Genomic DNA, 13,286 nt, shown 5'->3' with positions numbered 1-13,286 from the left:
ATAGAGTTATGGAAAATATAGCGTTAATTGAATCTTTTTCAGAATTCAAAGACGATAAATTAATAGATCGTGTCACCTTAATGGCTATTTTGGAGGATGTATTTAGAAATGCGTTAAAGAAAAAATTTGGAGATGACGATAATTTTGATATTATTATAAACCCAGATAAAGGAGATTTAGAAATTTGGAGAAACAGAATCGTTGTTGCAGATGGTGAAGTAGAAGAGCCAAATCAAGAAATATCATTAAGTGCAGCTAGAAAAATCGAGCCAGATTTTGAAGTAGGAGAAGATGTGTCTCAAGAAGTGAAATTAATAGATTTAGGACGTCGTGCTATTTTAGCATTACGCCAAAACTTAATTTCTAAAATACACGAGCATGATAATACTAACGTGTTTAAGCAATTCCAAGAGTTAGTTGGAGACTTATATACAGCAGAAGTACATCATATTCGTCACAGAGCAGTAATTTTATTAGATGATGAAGGTAACGAAATCATCTTGCCAAAAGATAAACAAATACCATCTGACTTTTTTAGAAAAGGAGATAACGTAAGAGGTGTTATTGATAGTGTTGAGCTTAAAGGAAATAAGCCAGCAATTATCATGTCAAGAACATCACCTAAGTTCTTAGAAAAATTATTCGAATCTGAAATACCAGAAGTGTTTGATGGTTTAATTACAATCAAAAATGTTGTGCGTATTCCAGGTGACAAAGCTAAGGTAGCTGTAGATTCTTATGATGATAGAATTGATCCAGTTGGAGCTTGTGTAGGTATGAAGGGATCAAGAATACACGGAATTGTACGTGAGCTTGGTAACGAAAACATTGACGTTATTAATTACACAACCAATTTACAACTTTACATTACTAGAGCATTAAGTCCTGCAAGAGTAACATCAATTAAAATTGATGAAGAAAACAAACGTGCAGAAGCTATCTTAAAGCCAGAAGAAGTAAGTAAAGCTATTGGGCGTGGTGGTCACAACATTAGATTAGCAGGACAATTAACAGGTTACGAGATTGATGTGTTAAGAGAAGGTGCTGAAGAAGATGTTGAATTAAGTGAATTTTCTGATGAAATCGATAGCTGGATTATTTCAGAATTTAGTAAAGCAGGTCTTGATACGGCTAAAAGCATTTTAGAACAAGATGTGGCAGATTTAGTAAAGAGAACAGACTTAGAAGAAGAAACAATTTTAGATGTTATCAGAATTCTTAAGGAAGAATTCGAAGATTAACATATATTTGAGAAAAAAAGAAAAGGTTAAAGGCAATTTATGGCTGAAACAATTAGATTAAATAAGGTATTACGTGAGCTTAACATCTCTCTTGATCGCGCTGTAGAGTTTTTAGACTCTAAAGGTGTGGAGATCGAGAAGCGACCGACTACCAAAATTTCAGAGAAAACTTACAGTATTCTTTCCGACGAATTTCAAACTGATGCTAACAAGAAAATGGCATCGCAAGAAGTTAACGAAGCTAAGAATAAAGAGAAGGAAGAACTGCGTGTTAAACGCGAAAAAGAGTTAGCAGAAAAGCAAAAAGCTGAAGATGCTGCCAAAGCTGCAAGAGCAGCAAAAGCAGCTAAGGCAGAGCAAGAAGCTAAGGAAAAGAAAAGGAAAGAGGAAGAAGTGATTAAGGCTTCTAAATCTATATCTAAGCTTAAGCCTGTTGGTAAAATAGATTTAGACGCTGGTAAAAAAGTCGCTAAAAAAGCAGACCAAAATACACAGTCTAAAAAAGAAACGCCAAAAGCTCAAGAGCAAAAAACTTCACCAAATAAAGTTACTCCTAAAGTTGAAGCTAAATCAGATGCCAAGCCTAAAGTTAAAACTGAGGCTAAACCTGTAGCTCAAACACCAGCTAAAAAGGAAGAAGCTAAAGCAGAAGAAAGTAAAGCTCCTGTTGAAGAAAAGCTTAAAACAAAATACACCAAACTTTCAGGTCCTAAAATTGCAGGTGATAAAATTGATCTATCTCAATTTAATAAACCTAAAAAGAAAAAGGAGGATACTAAAAAAGACGATAATGCCAATAAAAGGAAACGTCGTCGTATCTCAAAACCAGGTGATAATAACCGTAAAGGATCAGGACCATCAAGAGGAAATGATAGATTTAAAGGTAGAAAACCAGGTGGTCGTAAAACTATTGTTAAAGCAGAGCCTAGCGAAGAGGATGTTAAAAGACAAGTACGTGAAACTTTAGAGAAACTTCAAGGTAAGTCGTCTAAAGGTAAAGGTGCTAAATATAGAAGAGATAAAAGAGATCAGCATAGAGAGCAGACTGAAATCGATCAACAAATCGAAGCAGCAGAAAGCAAAATACTTAAAGTTACAGAGTTTGTTACTGCAAACGAAGTAGCAACTATGATGGATGTTCCTGTAACAAAAATTATATCTGCATGTATGTCTCTTGGTATGATGGTTACCATGAATCAGCGTTTAGATGCTGAAACATTAGCTATCGTAGCAGAAGAATTTGGTTATAAAACTGAATTTGTAACAGCTGATATTGAAGAGTCTATTGAAGAAGTTCAAGATAAGCCAGAAGATTTAAAATCTCGTGCACCTATTGTAACAGTGATGGGACACGTAGATCATGGTAAAACATCTTTATTAGATTACATTCGTAAAGAAAATGTAATTGCAGGAGAGTCTGGAGGTATCACACAGCACATTGGTGCCTATGGTGTACAATTAGATAATGGACAAAAAATAGCATTCCTTGATACACCAGGTCACGAGGCCTTTACAGCCATGCGTGCTCGTGGTGCTCAAGTAACAGATATTGCTATTATTGTTGCAGCAGCCGATGATGATATAATGCCTCAAACAAAAGAAGCAATATCTCACGCACAAGCAGCTGGTGTGCCAATTGTATTTGCAATTAACAAGATTGATAAACCACACGCTAACCCAGAAAAGATTAAAGAAGGTTTAGCACAAATGAACTTACTAGTTGAAGATTGGGGAGGAAAAATTCAATCTCATGATATCTCTGCCAAAGTAGGAACAGGTGTTAAAGAATTATTAGAAAAAGTATTGCTTGAAGCAGAACTATTAGAGCTTAAAGCAAATCCAAATAAACCAGCAGTAGGTACTGTTGTTGAAGCGTATTTAGATAAAGGTAGAGGTTATGTATCTACAGTATTAGTTCAAGCAGGAACATTACGTGTAGGAGATTATCTATTAGCAGGTAAAAATAGTGGAAAAGTAAAAGCGATGCATGACGAAAGAGGTTATGATATTGAAGAAGCTGGACCATCAACTCCCGTATCTGTATTAGGTTTAGATGGAGCACCACAAGCAGGTGATAAGTTTAACGTATTTGCAGACGAGCGTGAAGCTAAACAAATAGCAACTAAGCGTACACAGCTACAACGTGAGCAAGACGTTAGAACGACTAAAACATTAACGCTAGCCGAAATTGGTCGTCGTATTGCTTTAGGAACGTTTAAAGAGCTTAATATTATCCTTAAAGGAGATGTGGATGGTTCTGTTGAAGCATTAACAGATTCTTTCCAAAAACTATCTACTGAAGAAATTCAAGTTAACATCCTTCATAAAGGGGTTGGTGCAATTACTGAAAGTGATGTATTACTAGCAACAGCATCAGATGCCATCATTATTGGATTTAATGTTCGTCCTGTTGGAAATGCAAGAACAATTGCTGATAGAGAAGAAGTAGATATCAGAACGTATTCAATTATATACGACGCTATCAACGATCTTAAAGACGCTATGGAAGGTATGTTATCTCCAGAAGTTAAAGAAGAGGTTACAGGTACTGCTGAAATTAGAGAAATCTTTAAAGTTTCTAAAGTTGGTACTATAGCAGGTTGTATGGTAATGAATGGAAAAATATTTAGAAACTCTCAAATACGTTTAATTAGAGATGGGGTAGTAGCCTATACAGGTGAATTAGCTTCATTAAAACGTTTTAAAGACGACGCTAAAGAAGTTTCTAAAGGATATGATTGTGGTATGCAAATCAAGAATTACAACGACATTAATGTTGGAGATGTAATTGAAGCATTCCATGAAGTAGAGGTAAAGAAAAAACTTAAATAATTATTTAAGTTTAATCATAAAAAAAGCGATTCATTGTGAATCGCTTTTTTTATTTTAATTATTAATGTTTAAAACTTTAATCCTTCTTTGGTTTAAAAATAAAAGCATCTTTAAACTTTTTCTGAACATCTAACAAAGCGCGTTCAGCTTCTAATCTTGTTCTGAAATTTCCTACCCATACTTTGTAATTTGGAGACTCAAAAGTTAACTGAGATTTCCACACACCTATTGAATTATCAAATTTAGATTTGTTACTTTCAGCTTTACCTACACTTCCAGAATAAATCTGAATTTTATATCTATCGCTATTATTATCATCTTTATTAATGTCCTTTTTAATCTCAAGTAATTTAGGTATTGAAGGATCTTCATTGACTACTACTGTACCTTGTTGAGCAATTGTAAATGTTGAAAAATACATTGTTATTAAGGCACTTAGATAATAGGTTTTTATTTGTGTAATCTTCATATTTTAGTATATTTATTGCAAATGTATAAGTATTAAACGTAAAAGTGATATAATTTGTTATTTAGAATATCTCTAAATTAGTAATTAAGACTTCCTTAAGATTTCTAAAATCGACTTTAAGTATTACTTTTGCTAAACGTTTTTTGAACTGTATTTTATTAAAATAGATGAAAAAACCATACCAAAGTTTAGAAGTAAATTCAATATATAATATGAAACAGGTGATTCACCGTAAGTTAAGTCGCAACACTCTTCGTTTAAGCTTAATTTTTTTACTAACATTCTCAACCTCTCTTTTCGCACAAGATGGCGACGCTGTTACAGGTAAAGCATTGTTTAATGCAAACTGTATAGCTTGTCATAAATTGGATAAGAAAATGACAGGTCCAGCTTTACGTAATGTAGAGGCTCGTTTAGCAGATACTGAAGGATTGGATAGAGAGTGGTTGTACAAATGGATAAAAAACAGTGCAGGACTTATTAAATCTGGAGATGCTTACGCAAACAAGATTTATAACGAGTTTAATGGGGCTGCAATGAGTGCGTTTCCAACGTTAACAAATGCGGATATTGATAATATCTTAGCCTATACAGCTTCTGAAGCTCCAGCTCCGCCAAAACCTCCAGTAGAAGTTGATGGAGGTGGTAGTAGTTCTACTTCAGGTGAAGGTGGGATTTCAAATAAATTAATCCTTGGTGCTTTAGGTGTGTTGTTTGCTTTGTTAGCAGCAGCATTATTTTTAGTGAATAAAACTTTACGTCGTTTTGCTGAAGCAAAAGGTGTTGAGTTGCCTCAATCTTCAAAACGTACTCCGCTTTGGAAAGCTTTTGCTCAAAATCAGTTTTTGGTTTTAGTTTCAGTTGTCGTTTTAATGTTGGCTAGTGCGTATTTTGTTTACGGTTTCTTAATGCAAGTTGGAGTCAATCAAGGTTATGAGCCAATACAGCCAATACATTATTCTCATAGAATTCACGCTGGAGACAATGGTATAGATTGTAAATACTGTCACTCTTCTGCAAGAGTAAGTAAGCATTCAGGTATACCATCTCTAAATGTGTGTATGAATTGTCATAAATCAATTTATGAAGTTGCGCCAGAAACTCAGGCTGAAGGTTTGGCTGAATACGGTGTAGATTATAATGCTGAAATTAAAAAATTATACAATGCTGTTGGTTGGGATGATGGTGAACAAAAATATACAGGAGAAAGTTCTCCAGTTAAATGGATTCAAATTCATAAACTACCAGATTTTGCTTATTTCAATCACTCGCAGCACGTAGTTGTTGGAGGTGTTGAGTGTCAAACTTGTCATGGTCCTGTTGAAGAAATGGAAATTATGTCTCAGCATGCACCTTTAACTATGGGATGGTGTATTAACTGTCACAGAGAGACAGATGTTAAAGTAAAAGATAATGCTTACTACACAAAAATCCACGAGCAGTTGTATAAAAAGTATGGTAAAGACAACTTTACTGCAGCTCAAATGGGAGGTTTAGAATGTGGTAAATGTCATTACTAACAATATAGGTTTACTTCCTTTTTAGAGGGAAGAGATTAAAATAATTAATAAAGAAATAAATTCAATTATATAATATGTCATCAAACAAGAAATACTGGAAAAGTGTTGAGGAGCTAAACGATAGTTCTATTGTTGAGACGCTAAAACAAAACGAATTTGTTCAAGAAATTCCTACTGATGAGTTTTTAGGTGATAAAGATACATTAGAGAGTTCTTCAACAACACGTCGTGATTTCTTAAAATATGTTGGTTTTAGTACTGCAGCAGCATCTTTAGCTGCTTGTGAAGGACCAGTAGTTAAATCTATTCCTTACGTAGTTCAACCAGATCGTATAGTTCCTGGTGTTGCAAATTATTATGCAACGACAATAGCTAACGGTTTTGATTTTGCAAGTGTTTTAGTTAAGACTCGAGAAGGTCGTCCAATTAAAATTGAAAACAATACGTTAGCTTCAACTAATGGTCATGCAAACGCTAGGGTTAATGCTTCTGTTTTAGATTTATATGATAGCTTAAGGGTTCAAGGTCCTAAAAAAGGAGATAAGGCAATTGCTTGGTCTGATTTTGATGCTGAAACTATTAAGGCTTTAAATAGCTTAAAAGATTCAGGTAAGCAAATTACTTTATTAACTCAAACTTATGCTAGTCCATCGACATCTAAATTAATTGCAGAGTTTTCTGAGAAATTTGGTAACGTAAACCATGTGGTTTATGATGCTGTTTCAGAATCGGCTGCTTTAGATGCTTATCAAGCAATGTATGGAGAACGTGGTTTAGCAAATTATGATTTTGCTAAAGCAATGACAGTTGTTTCTGTTGGTGCTGACTTTTTAGGAGATTGGCAAGGTGGAGGCTTTGATGCTGGTTATGCTTCTAAAAGAATACCTGATCACGGTAAGATGTCAAGACATATTCAATTTGAATCTAATATGTCATTAACTGGTGCTAATGCAGATAAGCGTGTGCCATTAACACCTACTCAACAAAAATTAGCTTTAGCACAACTACATAGTTTAATTGTAGGTAGCTCTGTTAATGCTAATGCATTACCTGCAAAAATTAAAGATGCTGTTCAAAAAACAGCTTCAGAATTACTTAAAGCAGGAAGTAATGGAGTAGTAGTAACTGGTATTCAAGATGTGAATGCTCAAACAGTTGCTTTAGAAATAAATAAAAAATTAGGAAGTAAAGCTTTTGATCCTGAAACGCCAATTAAAACGCGTCAAGGTAATAACAACGCAGTACAAACTTTAATTGCTGATATGAAAGCAGGTAAAGTTGGAGCAGTTATCATGAGTGGAGTTAATCCAATGTATACTTTACCTAATGCAAAAGACTTTTCTGAGGGATTAAAGAAAACTTCTTTATCTATAGTTTTTACTTCTAAGGAAGATGAAACAGCTTTAGTATGTCAATATACAGCAGCAGCACCTCATTACTTAGAATCTTGGGGAGATGTTGAAATTAAAAAAGGTCATTTTGCTTTAATGCAACCAACAATTAGACCTTTATTTGATACTCGTCAATTTCAAGAAGCTTTATTAAAGTGGACTGACAATGGAGTATCGTTAAACGATTATATAAAATCAACTTGGAATGATTCAATTCTGAATGGAAGTTCTTACAATCAAGCATTACATGATGGTGTATTTGTAAGTAATGTTTCAGCTGAAGATCTTCTTGAAGAAGAAGAAGAAGTTGAAGAAATAGTAGTTGAAGAAATTGCTATTGATGAAGCTCCTGCAAATAATGCAGCTATAGAGTTAGCTTCTTCGGCAAAAACTACAGGAACAGAATTAACATTATATACTAAGGTAGGTATGGGAGATGGTCAACAGGCCAATAACCCATGGTTACAAGAGTTTCCAGATCCAATTTCAAGAACATCTTGGGATAATTATTTAACAGTTTCTAAAGCAGATGCTGAAGCTTGGAATATCATTAATGAAAATGATTCTACTGGAGCATTAAATGGTAGTTATGTTACTTTAAAAGTTAAAGGTGCTGAGCCATTAACCGTACCAGTAATTATTCAGCCAGGTCAAGCAAAAGGTTCTGTTGGTTTATCATTTGGTTATGGTAGAACCACTGGTCTTAAAGACGAAATGAAAACTGGTGTTAATGCATATGCATTATATACTAATTTTGATACTGTACAAAGTGTTTCTATCGAACCAGCTAACGGAATGCATGAATTTGCTTGTGTTCAGTTACAAAACACGTTAATGGGTCGTGGAGATATTATAAAAGAAACTACTTTAGAGATTTTTAACACAAAGGATAAACATTACTGGAATGAAGTGCCAATGGTGTCTTTAAACCACGAAGAAACTCCTGTAACATCTCCAGAAGTTGATCTTTGGGATGAGTTTGATCGTTCTATTGGACATCACTTTAACTTATCTATAGATTTAAATGCTTGTACAGGATGTGGAGCATGTGTTATAGCATGTCACGCAGAAAATAATGTACCAGTTGTAGGTAAAGAAGAAATAAGACGTAGTCGTGATATGCACTGGTTACGTATTGATAGATATTATTCATCTGAAGATACATTTGCTGAGGATGATGCTAAAAAAGAAGGGTTCTCTGGTTTATTTGGAGATAATGGTTCTTTAGGAGGTTTTGGAGAGTTAGAAGATCCTGCAGATAATCCTCAAGTAGCATTCCAACCAGTAATGTGTCAGCATTGTAACCATGCACCTTGTGAAACAGTTTGTCCTGTTGCCGCAACTGCACACGGAAGACAAGGTCAAAACCATATGGCGTATAACAGATGTGTTGGTACAAGATATTGTGCAAACAACTGTCCATATAAAGTAAGACGTTTTAACTGGTTCTTATACAATGGTAACGACGAGTTTGATTACCACATGAATAACGATTTAGGTCGTATGGTAATTAACCCAGATGTAACTGTACGTTCTCGTGGTGTAATGGAAAAATGTTCTATGTGTATTCAAAAAACACAAAAAACAATTCTAGATGCTAAACGTGATGGACGTGAGATTAAGGATGGTGAATTCCAAACAGCTTGTTCTGCAGCATGTGGAAGTGGAGCAATGGTATTTGGAGATATAAACGATGAAGAAAGTAAAGTTGCAAAACTTTTAAAAGACGATCGTATGTATCACTTATTAGAAAGTGTTGGTACTAAACCTAACGTTCAGTATCATACTAAAGTAAGAAACACAACAGAAGCATAAAATAGATTAATTAATAAACAATTATAAAAGGATTATGGCGTCTCATTACGAAGCACCTATTAGAAGACCTTTAGTTACTGGCGAGAAATCGTATCACGATGTAACTGTAGATATCGCAGCTCCTGTAGAGGGTAAAGCTAACAAACAATGGTGGATTGTGTTTTCAATCGCTCTTGTAGCTTTTCTTTGGGGAATAGGTTGTATTATTTATACTGTTTCAACAGGAATAGGAACTTGGGGTCTAAACAGAACAGTTAACTGGGCTTGGGATATTACTAACTTCGTTTGGTGGGTTGGTATTGGTCACGCAGGAACATTAATTTCGGCAGTACTATTATTATTCCGTCAAAAGTGGAGAATGGCAATTAACCGTTCTGCAGAAGCGATGACAATTTTCTCGGTAGTTCAAGCAGGTTTATTTCCAATTATACACATGGGTCGTCCATGGTTAGCATATTGGGTATTACCTATACCAAACCAATTTGGTTCATTATGGGTAAACTTTAACTCGCCACTACTTTGGGATGTATTTGCAATTTCAACTTATTTATCTGTATCATTAGTATTCTGGTGGACTGGTTTGTTACCTGACTTTGCGATGCTTCGTGATAGAGCTGTTAAACCTTTCCAGAAAAAGATATATGCTTTATTAAGTTTTGGATGGACAGGTCGAGCAAAAGATTGGCAACGTTTTGAAGAAGTATCTTTAGTATTAGCTGGTTTAGCAACACCTTTAGTACTTTCTGTACATACAATTGTATCTTTTGACTTTGCTACCTCTGTAATTCCTGGTTGGCACACTACTATTTTCCCTCCTTATTTTGTTGCAGGAGCAATTTTCTCGGGATTTGCAATGGTAAATACACTTCTTATCATTATGAGAAAGGTATGTCATCTAGAAGACTACATTACTGTACAACACATAGAGTTAATGAACATCGTAATCATGCTTACAGGTTCTATTGTAGGTGTGGCTTATATTACTGAGCTTTTTGTTGCTTGGTATTCTGGTGTTGAATTTGAGCAATATGCTTTCTTAAACAGAGCAACTGGACCTTATGCATGGGCTTATTGGATGATGATGTCATGTAACGTATTTTCACCTCAATTTATGTGGTTTAAAAAATTACGTACAAGTATTATGTTCTCGTTCTTTATATCTATTGTTGTAAATATAGGAATGTGGTTTGAACGTTTCGTAATTATTGTAACTTCATTACACAGAGATTACTTACCATCATCATGGACTATGTTTTCACCAACTTTTGTTGATATAGGAATATTTATTGGTACTATTGGATTCTTCTTTGTATTATTTTTATTATACTCTAGAACATTCCCAGTAATTGCTCAAGCAGAAGTTAAGACAATTTTAAAATCATCTGGACAACGTTATAAGAACATTAGAGAAAATGGTGATAGTTTAATGGGAACAGGTGCTGATGCAAGAACATCAGATGTGATTAATAAAGAAATAAATAATTTAAAGTAGCATATGGAAGCTTCAAAAGTAATTCACGCTATTTATAACGATGACGATGTTTTAATGCATGCTGTTAAAGAAGTAAGAGCAGCAAAGCATCACATCGAAGAAGTATATACTCCTTTTCCAGTTCATGGACTAGATAAGGCAATGGGATTAGCTCCAACACGTTTAGCAATCTGTGCATTTTTATATGGATGTGTAGGTATAACAGTAGCAACATTAATGATGAATTTCATTATGATTGAAGATTGGCCACAAGATATTGGTGGTAAACCAAGCTTTAGTTATTTAGAAAATTTACCAGCATTTGTACCAATTATGTTTGAGTTAACAGTATTTTTTGCAGCTCACTTAATGGTAATTACATTCTATTTAAGAAGTAAAATGTGGCCTTTTAAACAAGCTGAAAATCCAGACCCTAGAACTACAGATGACCATTTCTTAATGGAAATCCCAGTACTTGGAAATCAACAAGATTTACACAATCTGTTAGAAAAAACTGGAGCAGTAGAGATTAACGTAGTAGATAAAGCACATTAATTAGATACAATGAAACATTTAATTAAAATAACAATAGTAGCATTAGTAGCCATAACTTTTACTTCTTGTAACAAAAGTTCGCGACCTAACTATCAATACATGCCAAACATGTACGAATCTGTAGGCTACGAAGCATATCAGGAATCTGATGCATTTGCAAACGGAGTAGAAGCACAATTACCTGTTGATGGAACTATCCCAAGAGGATATACACCTTTTGAATATACAAGTGATGTTGCTGGTTACGATTTAGCTAAAGCAGAACTTACAAGTCCTTTAGATTCAACTCAACTTGATGAGCCAAGAGCTAAAGAACTTTATAACATTTATTGTGGTATTTGTCACGGTAATAAAGGTGATGGTAAAGGTAACTTAGTAAAAAGAGAAAAGATTTTAGGAGTGCCTAGCTACGATGATGCTGGTAGAGCTATTAATTCTGGTAGTATTTATCACGTTATGTATTATGGTAAAAACTCAATGGGTTCTTATGCTAATTTCTTAAATGAAGAAGAGCGTTGGCAAGTAGTTGCTTATGTTATGAAATTAAAGGCAGACCTACAAAAATAAGATTTTAGATAAAGTTTATATATAGATATGTACACACTTTCAAATAGACTAAAAATAGTTTCGCTAATCCTAATCATTTTAGGAGCAGTATTATGGGGAACAAGTTATTACTCATCTCATCATGTAACTAAAGATGATGTTAAAGCAATGTTAGCTGATGAAGCTAGTCATGGTTCTCATGGTGATGCTCATGCTGTAGCAGATAGTCATGCTCCAGTTGCAGCTCATGATACTCATGGTAGTGAAGACTCTCATGAACAAACAGATTCTCATTCTGCATCAGCAGATCATGGAGATGAACATGCTGAGCATGTAATGCACCAAATTCACAATAGACCTTATTCTGCTCTTTACGTTGCAGCATTTTTCTTTATGATGATTGCTTTAGGAGCTTTAGCTTTTTATGCTATTCAATTTGCAGCCCAAGCTGGATGGTCTCCATTGTTATTTAGAGTAATGGAAGGTATTACATACTATCTTTTACCTGGAGCCTTAATCGTTTTAGCAATCGCTATGTTCGCAGGTGATCATATCTTTGTTTGGATGAATGACGAGATGGTTAATCCTGAAAGTGATAAGTTTGATAAGTTGGTTGCTGGTAAATCAGGATGGTTAAATACTACTGGTTTCTTTATTAGAGGTCTAATTTTTATTGGAGGATGGTCTTTATATAGATTTTTTGCTCGTAAATTTTCTTTGGCACAAGATGAAGCACCAGAAGGAGACAAAAGAAACTTTAAAAAATCTTTCCGTATAGCAGCAGCATTTTTAGTATTCTTTATATATACTGAATCAATGATGTCTTGGGATTGGATTATGAGTGTTGACCCTCACTGGTTCTCTACTTTATTCGGATGGTATGTCTTTGCAGGTATGATGGTTTGTGCTGTCACTGTAATGGCAATGATCACAATATATCTTAAATCTAAAGGCTTATTGCCTCAAGTAAATGATAGTCATATTCATGATTTAGCTAAGTTTATGTTTGGATTTAGTATTTTCTGGACATACTTATGGTTTTCTCAATTTATGTTAATCTGGTATTCTAACATTCCAGAAGAGGTAACATATTATATAACAAGAATTAACGATTATAACTTACCATTCTTTGGTATGATTGCAATGAACTTCTTATTCCCATTATTATTATTAATGAATAGCGATTATAAGCGTATTCCTTGGTTTGTAATAATGACAGGAGTTGTAATATTAGCTGGACACTATATTGATGTATTCAATATGATTATGCCTGCTACAGTTGGAGATAGATGGTTTATCGGTATGCCTGAAATAGGAGCAATCTTATTATTTGCAGGTTTATTCTTATTCATAGTATTCTATGCTATATCTAAACAACCACTTATAGCTAAAGGAAATCCTTTCATTAAAGAAAGTGAACATTTCCATTATTAATAAAAAATAAAA

The 13,286-nt window shown here is 34.3% G+C and carries 9 protein-coding genes; 8 read left to right on the top strand and 1 reads right to left on the bottom strand.

Annotated features, from left to right (window positions below):
* Window positions 1–8: 8 nt before the first annotated feature.
* Window positions 9–1,241, top strand: a complete 1,233-nt coding sequence (gene nusA, locus AC0L4B_RS01800; protein ID WP_028289344.1) for a transcription termination factor NusA — start codon at window positions 9–11, stop codon at window positions 1,239–1,241.
* A gap of 39 nt (window positions 1,242–1,280) precedes the next feature.
* On the top strand, window positions 1,281–4,073 hold the full coding sequence (gene infB, locus AC0L4B_RS01795) for a translation initiation factor IF-2 (RefSeq protein WP_473438292.1): 2,793 nt from the start codon (window positions 1,281–1,283) through the stop codon (window positions 4,071–4,073).
* A gap of 76 nt (window positions 4,074–4,149) precedes the next feature.
* Here infB and AC0L4B_RS01790 read toward each other — a convergent pair whose 3' ends face one another.
* On the bottom strand, window positions 4,150–4,542 hold the full coding sequence (locus tag AC0L4B_RS01790; protein WP_473438291.1) for an SPOR domain-containing protein: 393 nt from the start codon (window positions 4,540–4,542) through the stop codon (window positions 4,150–4,152).
* A 212-nt stretch (window positions 4,543–4,754) separates the two neighbouring features.
* Here AC0L4B_RS01790 and AC0L4B_RS01785 point away from each other — a divergent pair, with 212 nt between their 5' ends.
* The 6 genes from AC0L4B_RS01785 (at window position 4,755) to AC0L4B_RS01760 (ending at window position 13,274) form a co-directional block, all read left to right on the top strand.
* On the top strand, window positions 4,755–6,062 hold the full coding sequence (locus tag AC0L4B_RS01785) for a c-type cytochrome (protein ID WP_473439375.1): 1,308 nt from the start codon (window positions 4,755–4,757) through the stop codon (window positions 6,060–6,062).
* A gap of 74 nt (window positions 6,063–6,136) precedes the next feature.
* Window positions 6,137–9,268, top strand: a complete 3,132-nt coding sequence (locus AC0L4B_RS01780; RefSeq protein ID WP_473438290.1) for a TAT-variant-translocated molybdopterin oxidoreductase — start codon at window positions 6,137–6,139, stop codon at window positions 9,266–9,268.
* A gap of 34 nt (window positions 9,269–9,302) precedes the next feature.
* Window positions 9,303–10,760: an NrfD/PsrC family molybdoenzyme membrane anchor subunit gene (gene nrfD / locus AC0L4B_RS01775; RefSeq protein WP_473438289.1), complete on the top strand. Its 1,458-nt coding sequence runs from the start codon at window positions 9,303–9,305 to the stop codon at window positions 10,758–10,760.
* Between the two features lie 3 nt (window positions 10,761–10,763).
* The gene (locus tag AC0L4B_RS01770; protein ID WP_473438288.1) at window positions 10,764–11,294 is read left to right on the top strand and encodes a DUF3341 domain-containing protein; all 531 of its coding nucleotides are present in this window, start codon (window positions 10,764–10,766) and stop codon (window positions 11,292–11,294) included.
* 9 nt (window positions 11,295–11,303) lie between these two features.
* Window positions 11,304–11,861 (top strand): c-type cytochrome, encoded by a 558-nt coding sequence (locus AC0L4B_RS01765; RefSeq protein WP_473438287.1) that lies wholly within the window; start codon window positions 11,304–11,306, stop codon window positions 11,859–11,861.
* 27 nt (window positions 11,862–11,888) lie between these two features.
* Window positions 11,889–13,274, top strand: coding sequence for a quinol:cytochrome C oxidoreductase (locus tag AC0L4B_RS01760; protein ID WP_473438286.1), 1,386 nt, complete (start codon window positions 11,889–11,891; stop codon window positions 13,272–13,274).
* Window positions 13,275–13,286 lie beyond the last annotated feature (12 nt).

This window comes from Olleya sp. NP1-10, assembly GCF_055804415.1.
This window is presented reverse-complemented; position numbering and strand designations above follow the sequence as displayed.